This is a genomic window from Halorubellus amylolyticus (genome assembly GCF_034808145.1).
Taxonomy (GTDB): Archaea; Halobacteriota; Halobacteria; order Halobacteriales; family Natrialbaceae; genus Halorubellus.
Map to the genome: position 1 here is coordinate 45,575 of NZ_JAXHGM010000011.1, position 17,473 is coordinate 63,047.

19 protein-coding genes are annotated in these 17,473 nt (G+C 69.4%); 9 read left to right on the forward strand and 10 right to left on the reverse strand.

Going from position 1 to position 17,473, the window contains the following annotated elements; translation table 11 throughout:
- Positions 1 to 213: 213 nt before the first annotated feature.
- Positions 214 to 1,128 carry a cation diffusion facilitator family transporter gene (locus SM754_RS17710; protein WP_323677482.1) on the forward strand — a complete coding sequence of 305 codons (915 nt, stop codon included), beginning with the start codon at positions 214 to 216 and terminating at the stop codon, positions 1,126 to 1,128.
- A 62-nt stretch (positions 1,129 to 1,190) separates the two neighbouring features.
- Here the strand turns inward: SM754_RS17710 and alaS are convergent, their stop codons facing one another.
- The 3 genes from alaS to SM754_RS17725 all read right to left on the reverse strand — a co-directional run bounded on the left by alaS (position 1,191) and on the right by SM754_RS17725 (position 5,807).
- Entirely contained in the window at positions 1,191 to 3,980 is a 2,790-nt protein-coding gene (gene alaS, locus SM754_RS17715; protein ID WP_323677483.1) for an alanine--tRNA ligase, read from the reverse strand.
- A gap of 91 nt (positions 3,981 to 4,071) precedes the next feature.
- Positions 4,072 to 4,653 (reverse strand): HalX domain-containing protein, encoded by a 582-nt coding sequence (locus tag SM754_RS17720; RefSeq protein ID WP_323677484.1) that lies wholly within the window; start codon positions 4,651 to 4,653, stop codon positions 4,072 to 4,074.
- A gap of 176 nt (positions 4,654 to 4,829) precedes the next feature.
- Positions 4,830 to 5,807: a replication factor C small subunit gene (locus SM754_RS17725; RefSeq protein WP_323677485.1), complete on the reverse strand. Its 978-nt coding sequence runs from the start codon at positions 5,805 to 5,807 to the stop codon at positions 4,830 to 4,832.
- A 185-nt stretch (positions 5,808 to 5,992) separates the two neighbouring features.
- Between SM754_RS17725 and SM754_RS17730 the strand changes: the two genes are divergently transcribed.
- The 4 genes from SM754_RS17730 (at position 5,993) to SM754_RS17745 (ending at position 8,312) form a co-directional block, all read left to right on the forward strand.
- On the forward strand, positions 5,993 to 7,063 hold the full coding sequence (locus tag SM754_RS17730; protein WP_323677486.1) for a bactofilin family protein: 1,071 nt from the start codon (positions 5,993 to 5,995) through the stop codon (positions 7,061 to 7,063).
- 73 nt (positions 7,064 to 7,136) lie between these two features.
- On the forward strand, positions 7,137 to 7,337 hold the full coding sequence (gene samp2 / locus SM754_RS17735) for a ubiquitin-like small modifier protein SAMP2 (RefSeq protein WP_323677487.1): 201 nt from the start codon (positions 7,137 to 7,139) through the stop codon (positions 7,335 to 7,337).
- Between the two features lie 4 nt (positions 7,338 to 7,341).
- Complete coding sequence (locus SM754_RS17740) at positions 7,342 to 7,839, forward strand: redoxin domain-containing protein (RefSeq protein ID WP_323677488.1); 498 nt, start codon at positions 7,342 to 7,344, stop codon at positions 7,837 to 7,839.
- 2 nt (positions 7,840 to 7,841) lie between these two features.
- Positions 7,842 to 8,312, forward strand: a complete 471-nt coding sequence (locus SM754_RS17745; protein ID WP_323677489.1) for a GNAT family N-acetyltransferase — start codon at positions 7,842 to 7,844, stop codon at positions 8,310 to 8,312.
- Between the two features lie 173 nt (positions 8,313 to 8,485).
- Here the strand turns inward: SM754_RS17745 and SM754_RS17750 are convergent, their stop codons facing one another.
- Together SM754_RS17750 and SM754_RS17755 are read right to left on the reverse strand one after the other, a co-directional pair.
- Positions 8,486 to 9,019, reverse strand: coding sequence for a hypothetical protein (locus tag SM754_RS17750; RefSeq protein WP_323677490.1), 534 nt, complete (start codon positions 9,017 to 9,019; stop codon positions 8,486 to 8,488).
- A gap of 62 nt (positions 9,020 to 9,081) precedes the next feature.
- Entirely contained in the window at positions 9,082 to 10,482 is a 1,401-nt protein-coding gene (locus SM754_RS17755) for a phosphoglucomutase/phosphomannomutase family protein (RefSeq protein ID WP_323677491.1), read from the reverse strand.
- A 277-nt stretch (positions 10,483 to 10,759) separates the two neighbouring features.
- On the opposite strand from SM754_RS17755, the gene SM754_RS17760 reads away from it, so the two are divergent.
- Positions 10,760 to 10,891 (forward strand): hypothetical protein, encoded by a 132-nt coding sequence (locus SM754_RS17760; protein ID WP_323677492.1) that lies wholly within the window; start codon positions 10,760 to 10,762, stop codon positions 10,889 to 10,891.
- Between the two features lie 121 nt (positions 10,892 to 11,012).
- Here the strand turns inward: SM754_RS17760 and SM754_RS17765 are convergent, their stop codons facing one another.
- Entirely contained in the window at positions 11,013 to 11,507 is a 495-nt protein-coding gene (locus tag SM754_RS17765) for an ester cyclase (RefSeq protein ID WP_323677493.1), read from the reverse strand.
- A 109-nt stretch (positions 11,508 to 11,616) separates the two neighbouring features.
- On the opposite strand from SM754_RS17765, the gene SM754_RS17770 reads away from it, so the two are divergent.
- The gene (locus tag SM754_RS17770; RefSeq protein WP_323677494.1) at positions 11,617 to 12,225 is read left to right on the forward strand and encodes an NADPH-dependent FMN reductase; all 609 of its coding nucleotides are present in this window, start codon (positions 11,617 to 11,619) and stop codon (positions 12,223 to 12,225) included.
- A 251-nt stretch (positions 12,226 to 12,476) separates the two neighbouring features.
- On the opposite strand, the gene SM754_RS17775 is transcribed toward SM754_RS17770, so the two are convergent.
- Positions 12,477 to 12,785 carry a hypothetical protein gene (locus SM754_RS17775; RefSeq protein WP_323677495.1) on the reverse strand — a complete coding sequence of 103 codons (309 nt, stop codon included), beginning with the start codon at positions 12,783 to 12,785 and terminating at the stop codon, positions 12,477 to 12,479.
- Between the two features lie 130 nt (positions 12,786 to 12,915).
- Positions 12,916 to 13,194 carry a hypothetical protein gene (locus SM754_RS17780; RefSeq protein ID WP_323677496.1) on the reverse strand — a complete coding sequence of 93 codons (279 nt, stop codon included), beginning with the start codon at positions 13,192 to 13,194 and terminating at the stop codon, positions 12,916 to 12,918.
- 120 nt (positions 13,195 to 13,314) lie between these two features.
- Between SM754_RS17780 and SM754_RS17785 the strand changes: the two genes are divergently transcribed.
- Entirely contained in the window at positions 13,315 to 13,893 is a 579-nt protein-coding gene (locus SM754_RS17785; protein ID WP_323677497.1) for a hypothetical protein, read from the forward strand.
- A gap of 92 nt (positions 13,894 to 13,985) precedes the next feature.
- Positions 13,986 to 14,549, forward strand: coding sequence for a hypothetical protein (locus tag SM754_RS17790; RefSeq protein ID WP_323677498.1), 564 nt, complete (start codon positions 13,986 to 13,988; stop codon positions 14,547 to 14,549).
- Positions 14,550 to 14,619: 70 nt separating this feature from the next.
- Here the strand turns inward: SM754_RS17790 and SM754_RS17795 are convergent, their stop codons facing one another.
- Both SM754_RS17795 and SM754_RS17800 read right to left on the reverse strand, forming a co-directional pair.
- Entirely contained in the window at positions 14,620 to 15,051 is a 432-nt protein-coding gene (locus SM754_RS17795; RefSeq protein WP_323677499.1) for a hypothetical protein, read from the reverse strand.
- Between the two features lie 2 nt (positions 15,052 to 15,053).
- Entirely contained in the window at positions 15,054 to 17,399 is a 2,346-nt protein-coding gene (locus tag SM754_RS17800) for a DEAD/DEAH box helicase (protein ID WP_323677500.1), read from the reverse strand.
- Positions 17,400 to 17,473: the final 74 nt, after the last annotated feature.

The following is a 17,473-nucleotide window of genomic DNA, read 5'->3' on the forward strand; positions in this document are numbered from 1 at the left end:
GACTGGGATACGCCACTATCATTCCGCATCGCGCCCCCCGATTCGGGGGTGCGACCTTCCAACGACCACGCAGCCACCGGTCCGTCGTCGCCGACTGTCGACGTCGAGCGATGCGACCGTCGCGAACGACCGCGAGGTTTAGACTAAGTCAAAAACACCGTTCTACCTCCCTAATGGCCGCTCTTAAGTGTGGATGAGAGAAATCCGCGTCCGATGACGGACACGCGCGAGGCCTTCCTCAAGGTCTCCTGGGCCAACGTCCTGTTGAACGCCCTCAAGATACTCGTCGAGGGCTCTATCGGCCTGCTCACCGGCAGCCTCGCGCTCACCGCCGACGCGGCGCACTCCATCGCCGACCTCCTCGCCAGCGGCGTCGTCCTGTTCCTCGGACGGGCCGCCCACGGAGATGCCGACGATTCTCACCCGCACGGCCACGCCCGGTTCGAGCCGCTCTCCGCGCTCTTCGTCGGCGGCGTCCTGGTCCTCCTCGGACTCAAACTCCTGTACGACTCCGCCAACTCGCTGCTCACCGGCACCACCGCCGAGTACAGCCTGTGGCTCGTCGTCGGTCTCCTGTTCGCTCTCGCCGACATGTACGTCTGCTACTGGTACACGCAGCACGTGAACCAGGAACTCCAATTGCCGAGCCTCAGCGCGCTCGCCACCGACAGCCTCAACGACCTGTACACGACCGGCGCGGCCCTCGCCGGCGTCATCGCCATGGCGGCCGGCCACCCGATCTTCGACCCGATAGCCGGCGGCGTCGTGAGCCTGCTCGTCGTCCACCAAGGCGTCGAGATATCGCGCGAGAACGTCCAGTATCTCGCCGACAGCGCACCCCCCGAGTCGGAGCAACAGGAGATCAAGGCCCGGATCCGCGACCACGCCGCGGTCAACGGTCTGCACGACTTCGTCGCCTATTACTCCGGGCACGTCATCGAGGTCGAGTTCCACGCGGAAGTGGACCGAGAACTGACCATCGTCGAAGCCCACGACATCGAATCGGAGCTCCGAGAACGCGTCCGCCACGTCGAACCGGTCTCCGACGTCCACGTCCACCTCGACCCGGCCGGCGTCGGCGAGTGGAAAGACGCCGACGACACCTCCGCCACTTCCGCAGGTAGCTAGCGGCGACGTCCGCCCGGAGAGCCGACCCGAACCGCCGTCGAAAACGAGCTTCGAGAACCGCGTCAGGCGTTCTTCACGGCACGCAGGACGTCGGCCGCGTCGTCGAGCGCGTCGTCGAGCGCGTCGACGTCCGGGCCGCCGCCCTGTGCGAAGTCCGGCGGGCCGCCGCCGCCGCCGCCGACCCTGCCAGCTAGCTCGCCGACGACCTCGCCGGCGTTCACGCCCGCGTCGTCGGGAACCGCGACGACGAACTGCGCGCTCCCGCCGCCGCCGGAGCCGAACACCGCGATCTTCCCCTCGTCGACGAGCGCGTTCGCCGTCGCCCGCAACTCGTCCGTGTCCGCGTCCAGCCGCTGGACGACCGCCGGCGTCCCATCGACGTCGACCTCCTCCGCGTCACCAGCACCGCTCGCGCGGACCGCCGCGAGCTCCTCCTTCAACTCCTCTATCTCCTTCCCTCGCGCCTTCCACTCCTCGAAGAACCGCTCCGCGGTCTCCGGGACCTCCCCCGGATTCACGTCGAGCACGTCGGCCGCGTCGTACAGCGCGTCCTCGGCCTCCTGCGTGTACGATATCGCGGCCTCCCCGGCCGCGAACGTCAACCGCTCCACGCCGTCCTGAACGCGCTCCGCGTTCCGGACCTTGATCGTCCCGATGTCGCCGGTACGCGCGACGTGCGTCCCACCACACGCCTGCACGTCGTCCGCGACGTGGATGAGACGGATGTTCTCGCCCGGCGGGATACCGCCCTGGTAGAGGCCGAACCCGTGCTCGGCCTCCGCGTCGTGCCGGTCCGGCCACTCCTGCGTGACCGGCGTGTTCTCCATCACGATCTCGTTCGCGACGTGCTCGATGCGTTTGACGTCCTCGCGGTCGATGCGCTCGTAGTGATGGACGTCGATCCGCGAGGAATCGACGCCCTTCTGCGCGCCAGCCTGCCGGATGTGCTCGCCGAGCACCCGCCGGGCCGCGTGGATGACGACGTGCGTCGCCGTGTGATTCCGCATCAACTGCCGGCGGCGATGCGTGTCCAACTGGCCGCGGACGATGTCGCCCTTCTCCGGCCGCTCGTCCGTCCGATGCAGGATGACGCCACCGCGGATCTGGACGTCCTCGACCTCCACGGTGTACGTCCCGTCGTCGTCCGACAACGACCCCGTGTCCGCGGGCTGCCCACCGCCCTCGGGGTAGAACATCGTCTGGTCGAGCACCACGTCGAACCCGTCCTCGCGCTCGAACACGTCCAGCACCACCGCCTCGAACTCCGTGCGCTGCTGGTCGTCGTAGTACAACCGCTCCGTCTTCGGGAGGTCGTCGATACGGTCGTCGCCGTCGCTCCCCTCGTCCTCGAACGCCTCCTCGGAGTCGTGGCGCTGCGCGACCAGCGAGTAGAAGTCGTCCGGGACGTTCACGGCCGCGCCCGACTCGCTCGCGATCTCCTCGACCATGTCCGGCTGGATGCCGTGACTGTCGTAGAGCTCGATGAGCTCGCTCGTCGGGATCGGCTCGCTCTTTCGCGCGTACTCCTCGGCGAGCTGCTCGACCTTCCGACCGCCGCGTTCGAGCGTCTCCCGGTACTTCTCGACCTCCGTCCGAACGATGTCCCGGATGGTGTCGCGGTTCTCGTATTCGAGGCGCTTCGCCTGCATGTCCACGAGCTCGTCCAGCGGCGCGTCCACGCCCACCCCGTCGACGAGGCGCTTCGTCCGCCGGAGCACCATCCGCGCCAGGTACCCCGTGGAGACGTTGCTCGGCACGATCCCGTCACCGAACATGTACGCCAGGGTCCGGCAGTGGTCCGCGATGGCGTAGATGTCCTCCAGCGGCTCCATGAGCGCCTCCAGTTCGCTCACGGGGACGTCGAGCTTCTCGGCGATGGTGTCCCGCGCCGTCTCCATGTCCTCGGCCTCGTCGATGTCCATGTGGCCCGCGAGCTTCGCCGCACGATGCACGAGCTCGGCCTCGTCCTCGGAGAGCTCGACGCCCGCGTTCTCCTTCAGGAACGCGATCATGTCCGGGTACACCGCCTCGTACACCGTCGGCGTCCCCTGACTCATCCACGTCCACCGCTCCAGCCCGTACCCGGTGTCAACGATGTACGTATCCATCGGCGAGTACGTGTTCCCGTCCTTCATCTCGTACTCTCCCTCCGGGTCCTGCTCCATCGACATGAAGACGAGCGTCGCCAGCTCCGCGCCCTTGTAGATGACCTCGATCGCCGGGCCGGCGTTCCCGCCACCGACCCACGGGTCCTCGATATACACGATCTCGTCGAGGTTCGCACCCATGGACTCGAAGAACTCGTCGCAGTACTCGACGCACTCGTCCTTCCAGTACACCTCGCCCTCGTACGCGTACCGCTCGGGGTCCTCGATGTCCTCGCGAGCGTTGAACGCGTGATGCGCCATCATCTCGAACGCCATCGTGTGCCGGCCGGTCTTCCCGACGTTGTCGATGTCCTGCATCCGGATACAGGGCTGACTGATCGTGAGCGGGTTCGCCGGCGGTGGCGTCTCGCCGCTCGTCACGAGCGGCTGGAAGTCGTAGATCGACGCCTGCGTCAGGAGGACGTCGTCCCGCCAGCGGTTCGCCGCGACCGGGTACGGGTCGATGCGCTCGTGGTCGTTCGTCTCGAAGAACGACAGGAACGCCTCCCGCATCTCCTCCAGACTGTACGGCTCGTCGAACCCGGGGTCGTCGATGAACGCGTAGTCCTCGCACGGCGGCTCCCCGCACGTCTCGCGGTCGTGATCGCGCGTCCAGAAGTACGCACCACAGTCCGTGCACTCCTTGCGCACGAACCCGTTCTCCTCGAAATAATCGAGGCGATACTCTTCCTCGAGCTCACTCATTCTTGGCTCACTGTCGCCTCGCGGCGCGTAAAACAGTTCCGGGAACCCCGCACGCGGGCGGTTTCGCCCGGTCGAGGGCGCCGGTACCCGATCACTGCGTCGCCGATTCGAGGAGCCCGCGGAACACCTGCGAGCCCGCGGCGGACTCGGCGAGCAGGTCGTCCAGCAGGTCGTCCGCGCGGCCGCCGCGGCGTCGAGCACGCTCGCGGAGGTCGTCGTACTCGGCGGACGCCGCCAGCTCGTCGGGCGTCTTGTGCGTCTCGAGGACCGCGAGCTTGGACACCGCCGCGTAGTACGCACGCAACTCCTCGTCGTACGCGGAGCGCGCGAGCAACCGCTCGAGCGTCCGCTCGAACGTCTCCCGGTCGACGGGCTTGACGAGGTAGTCGTCGAACCCCATCTCGACGATGTCGAAGTCCGGGTCGACCGCCGTCACGATGACGACCTGACAGTCGTACCCGGCTTCACGTACCCGTTCGAGCACCTCGTCGCCCGAGCACCCGGGGAGGCGTCGGTCGAGCACCACGACGTCCGTCGACTCGTCGACCGCCGGAACGGCGTCCTCGCCGTTTGTCACGGTCGCCACCGACCAGTCCGCGGGCGTCCAGGACGCGTACAGCCAGGCGAGCTCGGCGTTGTCCTCGACGACGAGGACCGACGTGTCATCCGTCATGGTGATTACTGCCCAGCACAACCCTTGCTAGACCACGGAATAAAACTCCCGGCCGAGAATCACGGCTCGGCGTAAAATCATCACGAGAACGACTCGAACGAACGAACAGTCGGTTCTACCACCAAGCGAACGACGGTCACTCGAACGTCTCCGAGCCGCTCGAACGCGCTCGACACCTACCGCGCGAGCGACGCGAGCAACGCCTCCAGCTGGATCCGCTCGCTCGCACCCTCCGTGATACGGAAGTCCGCCTCCCCGAGGCGATCCATGAGACGAACCGTCGCCTTGTCGTCCAGATCGAACTCCCACGCCGACCGATGCAACTGGTCGATGATGTCCCCGCCCGCCAGCCCGCGCTCGGTCAGCAACTCGTCCAACCGCGACCGCGACGCCACGAAGTCCCCCTCGATCGCCAGCGACACCATCTCCTCGACCTCCTCCGGACGCGCCGTCGACGTGATCGCGTACACCGTCGCTTCGTCCACCACCTCGTCCGTCACCGACGCCGCCTGCAGCGCGTTGATGGCCCGCCGCATGTCGCCGTCCGCCGCGTACACGAGCGCGTTCACGCCGTCGTCGGTCACCTCCAGCCCCTCGTCGTCCGCGATCTTCCGCACCTGCGCCGCCACCGCGTCGTCGCCCAGCGGCGAGAACCGGAACACCGCACACCGCGATTGGATTGGGTCGATGATCTGACTCGAGTAGTTACACGACAGGATGAACCGCGTGTTGTTCGAGAACTGCTCCATCGTCCGTCGCAACGCCGACTGCGCGTCCGACGTGAGCGCGTCCGCCTCGTCCAGGAAGATGATGCGGTACTCGTACCCCCCGAACGACGACCGCGCGAAGTTCTTGATGCGGTCGCGGACGACGTCGATACCGCGCTGGTCCGACGCGTTCAGCTCCAGAAAGTTCTCCCGCCAATCGTCGCCGTAGACCTCTTTGGCAATACTGACGCTAGTGGCCGTCTTCCCGACGCCCGCCGGCCCCGCGAACATGAGGTGGGGGAGGTCGTTCTTCCGGACGTAGCTCTCGATGCGGTCGATGATGTCCTCGTGCCCGACGACGTCGGCGAGGGACTCCGGCCGGTACTTCTCGATCCAGACCTCTGTCTTCCCGGCGGGTCGGTCCCCTGCGTCCGCGGACTCGCTCATACTGTCGGGCACGGCCCTGTCGCTGATAAAGCCCCCGAGACGCTGGACGGACCACGGCGCGGGAGGCGTCACGGCGCGTCCTCGCCGTCGACGCGAGCGCGCGCTGTCGCCGAACGCGGTGCGTGGTTCTCTCCCCTTGAGAAGGAAGGGTCCCGATTATGCGCCACTCCGTCGTAGCGATACGTATGGGCCCCACGTACTCCAGGCGAGCCACCGCGCTCGTCGTACTCCTCGTGCTCGCGCTCACGACCGCTCCCGGTCTCGCCGCCGCGGAGACGCGCGCCGGGTCGACCGTCACCGTCGGCCCCGGCGAGACCGTCGACGGTCTCGACGTCGCCGCCGCGACCGTCGTCGTTCACGGGACCGTGAACGGCGACCTCTCCGGCGCCGCCGCGGACGTCCGCATCAGCGAGAGCGGCGTCGTCACGGGCGACGTGAACGTCGCCGCCGCCAGCCTCAGCATCGACGGCGAGGTCCGCGGTGACGTGTCGGCGGGCGTCGCGACGTTCGTGCTCGGCGACGCCGCAACCGTCGGTGGGAGCGTGGACGTCGGGGCGGCCGACGCGACGCTCGCCGGGCAGGTCGACGGCGACGTCACCGTCGGCGCGGACACCATCCTCGTCGCCGACAGCGCGAGAGTCGGCGGCGAACTCAGGTACGACGGCGACCTCACGCAGCGCAGTGGCGCCGCCATCGCGGGCGACGTCGTCCGCGACGACTCCATCGGCCAGAACGAGTTCCAGTTCTCGCCCGTTCCCGATAGCGCCGGCGCTATCTACGGGTTCCTCGCGAACCTCGTCCTCGGTGCGGTCCTCCTCGTCGCGTTCCCCGGCACCACCCGGAAGGTCGCCCGGACCGTCACCGACACGCCCGTTCGCGCCGGCGCGTTCGGGTTCGCGACGCTCGTCGCCGTTCCCGTCGTGCTCGTCGCGCTCGCGATCACCATCGTCGGCATCCCACTGACGATACTGGGTGCGATGCTGTTCGCGCTCGTCGCGTGGACCGCGGTCGTCTACGGCTGGTTCGCGGCCGCGTCGTGGACGCTCGGCCGACTCGACGTCGAGAACGACTGGCTGGCGCTCGCGGTCGGTCTCCTCGTCGCCGCACTCGTCGGGTTCGTCCCGATCCTCGGCGGGATACTGACGTTCGCGGTGTTCCTCGTCGGCCTCGGCGCCATCGCGCTGGTGCTCGACGGCTACCGCCGCGACCATCGGAACGCCCGCCGCGGCGCGACGACCGACGCCTCCACGGCCTGACCACTCCCCGCCCTCGGTCTCCGCGTCGGCGACTCCCGATACCCTGAAGCGCGCTCGCCCGATACTCTGGGGTATGCAGGTGACCGTGGACGTGAAAGGCGAGAGCGAACTCGTGGTCGACGCGTCGACGGACGCGACGTACGCGGACCTCCTGTCCGCGGTCGAGTTGAGTCCGCACGAGGTCACGGTCCTCGTCGACGGGCGTCCCGTCCCCGAGGACCAACCCGTGGACGTCGACCACGTGACCGTGCTTCGACTCGTGAAGGGAGGCTAGCGCGATGTCGACTGCCCCCGACTTCGAGCTCGCGAACGTCGGCCCCGGCGCGGACCCGCTCTCGCTGGCTGCGCTCGCGACCGACCACGACTTCGTCCTCGTCTTGCTCCAGCGCGACCACTACTGTACGAACTGCCGCGAGCAGGTCCAGTCGGTGGCCGCGCGCTACGACGCGTTCGTCGAACGGAACGCGGAGGTCGTGTCGGTCGTCCCGGAACCACGCGAGAACGTCCAGGAGTGGCAGGACGCGTACGACCTCCCGTACCCGTTGCTCGCGGACCCCGAGGTCGGGGTCGGTGACGCGTACGACCAGCCGGTACGATACGGGTTCCTCGGCGAGTGGAGCGACTTCCTCGGTCGGATGCCGGAGGCGATTCTCGTCGATTGTCGCGACGCCGAAGCGGGCCCCGAGGTGGTGTGGTCGTACGCGGGCCGGTCGACGTTCGACCGGCCGAGCGTCGACGACCTCCTGGCGGCGGTCGACGAGCACCGCGAGGGATGACCGTGCCGGCGGGTCGCGACCCGGACGTGGTGGTGCGCGAGGCGGCCGGTGACGAGGAACTGGCGGTGCGGCGAGTGCTGGACGCGGCGATACTCGAGACTGACGCCGTGAGCGACGCGGTCGCTCGCGGGAACGTCCTCGTCGCGGCCACCGGTCGTGCCGGTGCTCGCGGTGCTGACGGTGCGGTCGACGACCGCGTGGTGGGTGCGCTCGTGCTCGTCCCGTTCGACGGCGTCGCGCTCCCCGAGGCCATCGCTGCGGGCGTCGGCATGCACGTCGATGCGGTCGCGGTCAGGCGTCGGCGACGCGGACGGGGCGTGGGTCGGGCGCTCGTCGCTGGGGCGCTCGAACGCGAGCGGCGGCTCACGGTGGCGTTCGCGCCGCGCGTTCGGGCGTTCTACGACGCGCTCGACTTCGACGTCGTGGCTGGTGCGAGCGATGACGGGCGACTCTGGGGGGAGAAATCGCTCTAGGAGGTCACGTCGCGTCGCGAGTGAGGTGGCGAGCAGGGTGGACGACGGCGGCGTGCGAGGGCGTCCACCGCTCCCGTCTCGGCTCCTCGCACGCCCGGCGAGCGGGCACGCGGACGTTGGCCGCGGCATCGCCCTTGAACCGTCGGTGTGACGGATGGTCGTTCGAGGGCTGCTCAGAGTGCGGTGGCGACGTCCCAGGTTGCGAAGTAGATCGTCGGCGCGTAGATGAGCGCGAGGTTCCGCGTGCGAGGGTAGACGTCGCGAGGCCAGCGGAGGCCGTCGAGGACGCCCGACCGCCAGGTGAGGTGTGCGACGGCGACGACGACGACCGTGGCGGGGACGAGTATCGAGAGCGTCGGGTCGGCGTCGACGGTGCGTCGGACGACGTGTCCGTCGAGTACCATCGCGTAGAACCACGCGAACGTCGTGGCGCTGGCGAGCAGTCGTTCGAGGACGTGCACGGGACCGGCGGCGACCGAGAACACGTACAGGAGCATCGCGAGGGCGGCGTAGGGGACGGCGAGGTTGACGCTGTGGTCGGCTGGGAGACCGGGACCGTAGTAGCCGACGGCGCACCCGATGGCGCCCGCGAGGAAGAGCCCGAGGAGCACGAGCGAGATGCTCTCCGGGGTTCCGCGTCCGGTCCTCGCACCGAAGTCCTCCGACAGCAGTCGCTGCATCTCGCCGAGGCCATCTCCGGCTGTCATGTCGACATCGATAACGGTCGAGAACAAAACAGTTCCGCCGACCGTGGGTTCGCGTCGAGCGCTCAGACGAGCGGTTCGACGAGGTCGCGGCCGGCGTCGAGCAGTTCGTCGACGCGCGCTTCGCTGCCCGCTTCGGCGTACACGCGGAGTTTCGGTTCGGTGCCGCTCGGTCGCATGAGCGTCCACGAGCCGTCCTCGAGGAGGAGCTTGAAGCCGTCGACGGTGACGACGTCGGCGACGGGTTCGCCCGCGACGGCCTCGGGGATGTGGTCCTCGAGGTCGCCGAGCACGCCCGCCTTGCGGTCGTCCGGACAGTCGACGCTGACCTTCCCCTGGTGTATCTCGCCGTGTTCCGCGAGGAGGTCGTCGACGCGCATCTGGAGGGGTCGTTCGCTCGCCGCGGCGGCAGCGAGTAACGCCATGAAGACGCCGTCCTTCTGGCGGAGGTGGCCGCGGACGGCGAACCCGCCGGACTCCTCGCCGGCCATCAGCGGGTCGTGGTCGCGCATCGCGTCGGCGACGTACTTGAACCCGACGGGGGTCTCGTGGACGGTCTCGCCGTGGGCGTCGGCGACGCGGTCGACGAGGAACGTCGTCGACACGGTCCGTACCGCGCTCCCGCTGCTGGACTCCAGCAGGTAGTCGTAGACGGCGGCGAAGAAGAGGTTCTCGTCGAGGAAGCCATCGGGGGTGACGACGGCGATGCGGTCGGCGTCGCCGTCGTTCGCGATCCCGAGGTCGGCGTCGCGCTCGCGGACGGCGTCGACGAGCCCTTGGAGGTTCGACTCGCTGGGTTCGGGGTGTGCGCCGCCGAACTCGGGGTCGCGGTCGCAGCGCAGTCGGTCGACGGTCGCGCCGGCGTCAGCGAGGAGGCGGTCGGTGACGTCGCGGCCGGAGCCGTGGATGGCGTCGTAGACGACGTGGAGGTCGTCGAGGAACTCGCCGTCGGGGTCGGCGTCGCAGACGTCGGCGACCCGGCGCCTGCACTGCTCGAAGTGCGGGCCGACCATGTCGACGCGTTCGACGTCGCCCCACTCGTCCTCGGGGAGCGGGTCGGGTTCGGCGAGGTGGGAGACGATGGAGTCCGTGACGTCCCCGAGCGCCGGCGAGCCGTCGTCGGTGACGAACTTCACGCCGTTGTACTCGGGCGGGTTGTGGCTCGCGGTGATCATGCAGCCGCCGGCGAGGTCGCGCTCGTTTATCGCCCACGCGAGCTGGGGCGTGGGGCGGTCGCGCTCGGGCATGAGGACGTCGAACCCGTTCGCGCAGAGGACGCGAGCGAGCTCTTCGGCGAAGCCCTCGCTGGTCTCGCGGGCGTCGTAGCCGACGCCGACGGTCTCGCCCTCGCGGCCGGTCTCGCGGAGGTGACTGGCGACGGCCTGTGCGACGATGCGGACGCGGCGGTCGGTGAACTCGTCGAGCGTCGCACGCCAGCCGTCGGTCCCGAAGGAGATGGCGTCCATGTGCGACCGAAGGCCGGCCGATGCGAAAAAACCCCGCCACGGCATCCGAACGCGCTGGTGGGTCGAGCGTGCGGCGACGCGTCGTTCCCGGTTTCACTTTCACTTTCACCGCACTACGCTCGTCCTTTTCCGATGGCCGTTCGTAATCACCGATAGCGCCACCCGGCGCGAGTCCGCGCTCTCGGTCGTCGACCCGGCCACGCGGGCGCGGCGCACGCCGCTCTGCGTCGACACCCGATACCGGCGGAGGTGTCTCTCGATACGAACGAAGGTACGGATGACGCTGGCGACCGGTGCCGTGTCCCTGCTCGCGCAGGGGAACGAGGCGGGGTACGTCCTGCTCGCGGTCGCCGTGTTCGCGTCGCGCGACGGTGACGCATCGCCATCCGACGACCGCGACGGCCGGTAGGGCGGCCGTCGCGGCGCACCGTGGGTTCCCCACCGGAACCTACGCGTGTGTGCTCCTCCCAGGTCAATAGCCGTGTCGCCACAGCCACAGGACCGCGGTGGCGGTGACCGCGTCGCGTCAGCTATCGTTTCACCGCGCGCTTTATCGCGGAGAGGCCGGCGCGAGTGAGGCCGCCGAGGGTCGTCGGCCGGACGCCGAGCTGTTCGGCGACCGCGCTCCGGTCGGTGAGCGTCCACCACTCGACGACGTGCCCGTCGCTCACGCGGAACCGGTGGACGCGCGGCACCTCGACGGCGTGGCCCGTCGACGGGATGCCGTCGAGCTCGCCGACGTGCGTCCCGCGACACGTCGCGAAGACGACGACGGTGTCGCCGTCGCAGACGACCTGCTCGACGTCCTCGCGGTAGTCCGGGAGGCCGGCGTGCCAGCGCGTCCAGCAGTCCACGGCCGCCGCTCGACCGCGCTCGTCCACGCCACGACCCGGCTGGACGACGCGGACGTCGTCGGCGAGCAGGTCGAGTGCGGCGGTCGGGTCGCTCCCGTTGTCTATCGCGTCGACGACGCGCGTCGCGACGTGCCGGTTCTCGGCGTCCGCGTACGGACCGGCTGACTCCATACCCCAAGCATGTGCTTCGGTACCATACAACTTTCTCGACGCGTCGCCGCGGCAACACGACGCCACCGATGACGCGGGGCTTAACCACCCGCACCCCCAAGACCGGGCAATGACAGCCGTCTCCGTCGTCGCCGTCTGCGGAAGCCTCCGCGAGGCGTCCTACACGCGAACCGCACTCACGTACGCGCTCGACGCCGCCGAGACCGCCGGCGCCACCACCACCCTCCTCGACCTCCGCACCGCCGACGTCCCCATGTACGACCCCGACGCCGACGACCAGGGCGTCTCCGAGCACCTGGCGACCGTAGCGGACGCCGACGCCGTCATCCTCGGCTCCCCCGTCTACCACGGCACCTTCACCGGCGCCCTCAAGAACTTCCACGACCACTGCGGCTGGGACGAGTACGAGGACACCGTCGTCGGCCTCGTCGCCACCGCCGGCGGCGGCAGCTACGCCAGCACCCTCGACCACATGCGAGCCACCGCCCGCGGCGTCCACGGCCACGTCGTCCCCGAACAGGTCGGCATCCGGAACGCCTCCAGCAAGTTCAGCCCCGACCCCACCGAACTCGACGACCGCGCCATCACCGACCCCGACATCGAGGACCGCCTCCGCGACCTCGGCCAAGCCGTCGTCCGCGACGCCCGCCGCTTCGCCACCGACCCCTGCCAGAACCCCACCAGCGACGAAAACGCCACCGCAGCCGACGACGACTAACAACCTCTTTTCTGCGTCGGGTGACCCTCGGAGACACCACTCCTTGAAAAGACGTTGCTGAAAAAAGACCGCGGGCGCCGCCGGCGCTCGCGGTAGTCGCGCTGGACTCGACCGCAACCGCACAGCACCGTGACCGCAATCGAACAGCACCGCGACCGTACCCGCGATGGCCTCGAGTCGCACTCGCCTCGGTCACCGATCCAGCCTATCGCAGGCATGCGAGTCGCGCACCTGGGTGGTTGCGGCCGTCGTCACGCCCCATCGCTGCTCCGCGATAGCTCTCGTTCGATGACCCGCGACGTCGTCACGTTCGGGCGGTACCGGACGGTCTCGTTCCATGCGTCGAGGTCGTCGAGCATCGGCAGGTGGACGTGGTAGAGTCCGATTCGGATGTCCTCCACGTCGTGCGGCGTCGTCGCGTCGAGCGCGGTCACGAGTCCGTCGAGCGTCGCCGTCTCGTCGGCCCGCGCCACCAGCTGCCGGAGTACGGCTCGACGGAGCGGATGCTCGAAGCACCGATACACCACGTCGAGCGTCCGCGAGTCCGTTCCTGGAGCCATCTCTGCTCGAAACGTGACCGTCCAGGCCCAAGGAGCCAGGTGGAGATTCCCGTGGACTGCAAACCGGACGCGGAGACGACGGGTCGCGACCGCTCCTGCGTGGCTCACCAGGGTCGCTGACGGGAGTGCCCTACTCGCCGTCGAGCGCCTCCGCGATGGCTTCCAGATCGGCCTTCCGGAACGCGCTCCCTTCGGTCTCGGGGTCGGCGTCGTCCGCGAGCCCGACCCGTGCGCGAATCTCCGCGCGCATCAGTTCCTTCGTCGGGAGCTGGCCGTCGCCGACGTCGTTCCCTAGTTCGGTGCAGATGGCGGCGAGCGCCTCCTTCGTGAACCCCGTGGAGACGAGGCGTTCGTGGCGGCCGGTCGCGGCGCGGATCTCGTTCCGGAGGTCGTCGACGGTCGGTGACATACCGGCGTCGAGACGCGCCCGCGGCGTGTAGGTTGCGGTCGACGCGGCGAGTCGCGCCACGCCGCCACCCGACCCGCCGTACCCCAAAGCACTTCGCTCGCCCGGTCGCATTCGCGGCGTATGCCCGCCCGTCGCCGCGCCCTCGCCCTCCTCGCCGGCGCGCTCACCGCGACCAGCGGTTGCGTAACCGATGACGGCGACAGCGACCCACCGCTCGAACATGGCGAACGACTCCGTGCCAGAGGCGACCCCGAACGCGTCACGAAGCAGGTCACGGACGATGACGTCGCGTACGTCGCGTCCACCGAGACCGATCAGGGCGAGTCGACGACGACCGGGGGCTTCGTCCTCGACGGTGGAAGATGGCCGTTCCGAGAGTGGGCGGCACACGAGGCGGCGCTTGCGGGTCGCGGATTCCTCAAATATCGGTTCGAGTCGGGACTCCTCGACCGGGCCGGAATCGGCGTCGAGACGCCCGACGACTGGACCGATCCACGCCTCGTCGTCCGGCACGTCACGCGACCGCGCAACGCCTGGGAGACCGGAACGATAGACCCCGAACTCGACACGACCAGGCTCGTCGAGGACCTCCCGAAGACGCTCGCCGTCACCGTCGAGTTCGCCGACCGCTCGCAGACGACGCGCTTCCCGGTGTACGTGCAGCGAGAGAACTACGTCGACCCGACCACGACCGGGTGAGGACGCCGACGATTCGACTCGACGACGAAACCCAAGCCGCCGCATGGCTATCACCCCAAAGCACTTCGCTCGCGTGGTCGAACCCGCGGTGCATGTCCACCCGCCGTCGCGCGCTCGCCCTCCTCAGCGGTGCGCTCGCCGCGACCAGCGGCTGCGTCTCCGGTCTGCTGGACGACGACCCGCCGCTCGAACACGGCGAACGGATGCGCGCCACCGGCGAGCCCGCCAGTCGAACGCTAACCGGCTGGCCGCCCGACACTCGCTACGTGCCGTCGAACGACACCGTCTACTTCGACCACGGCGACCCCGACGACCCGCACTACTGGGACGCCGAGCGGTGGGCCACCGAGCAGGGCGAGCGCGCGGCCCAGGCCGTGGTCGTCGACCGATTCGACCCGTCCGTCGTCGACTACGACGCCGTCCGCGTGTACCATTCGGGCGAACGAACGGACACGCACGTCGACGTGCGTCACGTGACCTACTCGGAGCACTTCGGTAACGAGACGGTGACCCCTGCGCGCTCGATCACCGAACTCGTCGAGACGGCGCCCGAGACGGTCCACGTGACGGTGCCGCTCGATGAGCAGCGGTGGACGATTTCGTATCCGGTGTTCGTCGAGCGGTATGACTACATCGAGCACACGGCCAGCGAGTGAGTAGCCGCCGCGAGCCGAGGTAGCGCACCTCGAACGGCGACCTGAGGGTCGCCGTATGCCAGCAAGTGGGTCAGTCCTCGAAGTCGAACTCGTCTCGCGCGCTGTCGACGGGTTCGTCGCGCGCGACGACCTCCGGCGGGGCGTCGGGGTCGTACCGCCAGTAGACGTACGCGGTCGCGGCGAGCGCGCCGACGCCGAAGACGACGCCCGAGACGGGCCACGCGAGCGCGGTGTTCGCGGTGACGACCCCGTGGAGGATGACGACGCCGAGCGTCGCGAACAGCGCGCCGATGCCGGCGACGATCAACCGGCCGTACCGGTGGAAGTTCACCGCGCGGTCGCCGTCGCCCGCCGCGACCACGACGTAGTCGTCGTCCGCGGGGAACCACACGACGTCGACGCGCTCCTCGGCGTCCGTCGCCGGCGCGTCGTCGGCATCGGATGCGTCGGCGGCCGTGATGCGGTCGGTCGCGGACTCGTCGCCCGGGTCGGCCGCGCCCATGGTTACTCCACCTCCACCGTCCGCGTCGCCGTCACGGGCACGAGCGGATAGTCGGGGAACGCGACGGAGACCTCGTACGTGAGCTCGTCGTCGTTCGCGCCGAACACCGCGACCGGGAGCGTCGCCTCGTCGCCGAGGTACGTCTCCGTCTCCGTCATCTCCACGCCGTTGACGGTGACGCGGAGGTGCGCGTTCCCGCCGCCGCCGTCGTTCACCACGCGGACCTCGCGGTGGTCGTTCTCGCCGCGCGCGATGCCGTCGGGGAACGCCCCCCACTCGACGCGGGGCGCCGGCAGGTCGCTCGCGGACTCGACGACGCGCTCCGCGACGCCCGCCGACAGCCCAGCGGTCTCGAGCTCCTCGACGCCCGCAGCCGCGAGGTCACCGGGGGTCGCGTACCCCTCCGTCGCGAGCTTGCTCGCGCGCCCCGACCCGACGCCGTCGACCGCCGTCAACCCGACCGCGTCCGCGCTCACGCCGTTCTCCACTCTGGCCGCGACGCGCTCCGCGACGTTCGCCGCGTGCCCGTCCGCGAACCGCTCCAAGAACGCCCGCGACGCCCCCAGCAAGCGCAGCGCGTTCTGCTTGATGACCCACGCGTCAGAGCGCAACTCCGCGGGCGTCGACCCCGTCATCGTCGAGGAGACGATGGCGAGCACCTTCCGCTGCCCGGGGTCCATCTCGCCCGTGTCGCGCCCGACGAGCACCGCGTCCACCGCCTCCTTCTCGCTCTGGCGCGCGCTCACCGAATCGAACTCGGTCGCCGTCGCCACCGCCCCCAGGACCGCGTCGGCGTCCACGCGAGCGTCACGCGTCGCGAGCTCGCGGAACCGCGCCGCCGTGTCGAGCCGCAGGTAGAACTTCGACGCGAGCATCCCCAGCGAGGTCGCCGACAGCGACAGGTCCTCGCTCGCGTCCACGAACCCGCCGTCGACGAGCCCCTCCAGCTTCTCGCGGACGTACTCGCGGAGCCCCTCGAAGTCGTACCGGTCGGGCGCCGACGACGCCCGCACGTAGTAGAACGTCGTCTCCAGCCACGTCATGACGTCGTCGAGGTCGCGGATCGTTCCCATCGCGATCTCCGCGTTCAGGTGCGCGTCCAGGTTGTCCGCCAGCCGCGATTCGATGTCCTTCCCTTCCCGGAGCAGGCGCCGGTACTTGTCGGCGTCCGCGCGGTCGCAGACCACCCACCCGTACCCGACGTCGTCGTACCCCGGCCGGCCCGCCCGGCCGAGCATCTGGAGGACGTCCAGCGGACTCATGTCCACCTCGCCCTCCAGGGGGTCGTGGAGCTTCGTGTCCCGGATGACGACGCACCTGGCGGGGAGGTTCACGCCCCACGCGAGCGTCGACGTCGAGAACAGCAACTGGATCTTCCCCTCCTTGAACCACTGCTCGACGCGGTCCTTGTCGCCCTTCGACAGGCCCGCGTGATGGAACGCGACCCCGTCGAGCACGCTGTTCTTCAGGGTCTCGTTCTGCAGCTCCTCGGCTTCGGTGTGGAAGTCGTAGTCGCCGCGGGCGCCCATCGGGACGTCGCGCTCCGCGACCTCGTCCCGCGCCTTCTTCGCGGCCTGCACGGTGTCCTGGCGGGAGGACACGAACACGAGCGCCTGGCCGTCCTCGCGCACGTGCGGTTCCGCGAGGTCGAGCGCCCGATACAGCCGCCGGTACTTGTCCGCGAACGAGTTGTCGCCGTGCGTGTACGTCTTCACGCCCGCGTTCAAGTCCACGGGCCGATACGACTCGTCGAACTCGAACGTGCACTCCGGCGGGGCGTCCAACCACGCCGCGACGTCCTCGACGTTCGGCATCGTCGCCGACAGCGCCACGACGCGCGGGTCGCAGAGCCGCCGCAGTCGACTCACCGTCACCTCCAGCACCGGCCCGCGCTTGTCCGAGTCCAGCAGGTGGACCTCGTCGATGACGACGACGTCCACGTCCGTCACGAAGTCGTACCGCGCCGAATCGTGCTTCCGGGTCGCCGAGTCGAGCTTCTCGGGCGTCATCACGAGCACGTCCGCGTGCCGCGCCCGACGCGGGTTCAGGTCGCGTTCGCCCGTGACGACGTACACCGAGTACCCGAGGTCCTCGAAGCGCTCCCACTCGCTCTCCTTCTCGTTCGTGAGCGCGCGCATCGGCGCGACGAACAACGCCGTGCCGTCGTCGGCGAGCGCGTCACAGATCGCGAGTTCGGCGAGCGCGGTCTTCCCGCTCGCGGTCGGCGCGCTCGCCACCACGTTCTCGTCGCGCTCGAGCAACGCGGGCAAGGCCTCGCGCTGCATCGGATTGAACTCCTCGAACGCGAACGCCTCCGCGAACTCCGGGACGACCTCGGCGACCTCCATCCTGATAGGTACGGAGAGAGCACGCGGCAAAGGCGTTTCCGTCCCGGGCCGCACCGCCGCGTCGACGCGGCCAT

Coding starts and splice junctions, on each gene's coding strand:
- SM754_RS17710 (WP_323677482.1), top strand. CDS start 214: ATGACGGACACGCGCGAGGCCTTCCTCAAGGTCTCCTGGGCCAACGTC.
- alaS (WP_323677483.1), bottom strand. CDS start 3,980: ATGAGTGAGCTCGAGGAAGAGTATCGCCTCGATTATTTCGAGGAGAAC.
- SM754_RS17720 (WP_323677484.1), bottom strand. CDS start 4,653: ATGACGGATGACACGTCGGTCCTCGTCGTCGAGGACAACGCCGAGCTC.
- SM754_RS17725 (WP_323677485.1), bottom strand. CDS start 5,807: ATGAGCGAGTCCGCGGACGCAGGGGACCGACCCGCCGGGAAGACAGAG.
- SM754_RS17730 (WP_323677486.1), top strand. CDS start 5,993: ATGGGCCCCACGTACTCCAGGCGAGCCACCGCGCTCGTCGTACTCCTC.
- samp2 (WP_323677487.1), top strand. CDS start 7,137: ATGCAGGTGACCGTGGACGTGAAAGGCGAGAGCGAACTCGTGGTCGAC.
- SM754_RS17740 (WP_323677488.1), top strand. CDS start 7,342: ATGTCGACTGCCCCCGACTTCGAGCTCGCGAACGTCGGCCCCGGCGCG.
- SM754_RS17750 (WP_323677490.1), bottom strand. CDS start 9,019: ATGACAGCCGGAGATGGCCTCGGCGAGATGCAGCGACTGCTGTCGGAG.
- SM754_RS17755 (WP_323677491.1), bottom strand. CDS start 10,482: ATGGACGCCATCTCCTTCGGGACCGACGGCTGGCGTGCGACGCTCGAC.
- SM754_RS17760 (WP_323677492.1), top strand. CDS start 10,760: ATGACGCTGGCGACCGGTGCCGTGTCCCTGCTCGCGCAGGGGAACGAG.
- SM754_RS17765 (WP_323677493.1), bottom strand. CDS start 11,507: ATGGAGTCAGCCGGTCCGTACGCGGACGCCGAGAACCGGCACGTCGCG.
- SM754_RS17770 (WP_323677494.1), top strand. CDS start 11,617: ATGACAGCCGTCTCCGTCGTCGCCGTCTGCGGAAGCCTCCGCGAGGCG.
- SM754_RS17775 (WP_323677495.1), bottom strand. CDS start 12,785: ATGGCTCCAGGAACGGACTCGCGGACGCTCGACGTGGTGTATCGGTGC.
- SM754_RS17780 (WP_323677496.1), bottom strand. CDS start 13,194: ATGTCACCGACCGTCGACGACCTCCGGAACGAGATCCGCGCCGCGACC.
- SM754_RS17785 (WP_323677497.1), top strand. CDS start 13,315: ATGCCCGCCCGTCGCCGCGCCCTCGCCCTCCTCGCCGGCGCGCTCACC.
- SM754_RS17790 (WP_323677498.1), top strand. CDS start 13,986: ATGTCCACCCGCCGTCGCGCGCTCGCCCTCCTCAGCGGTGCGCTCGCC.
- SM754_RS17795 (WP_323677499.1), bottom strand. CDS start 15,051: ATGGGCGCGGCCGACCCGGGCGACGAGTCCGCGACCGACCGCATCACG.
- SM754_RS17800 (WP_323677500.1), bottom strand. CDS start 17,399: ATGGAGGTCGCCGAGGTCGTCCCGGAGTTCGCGGAGGCGTTCGCGTTC.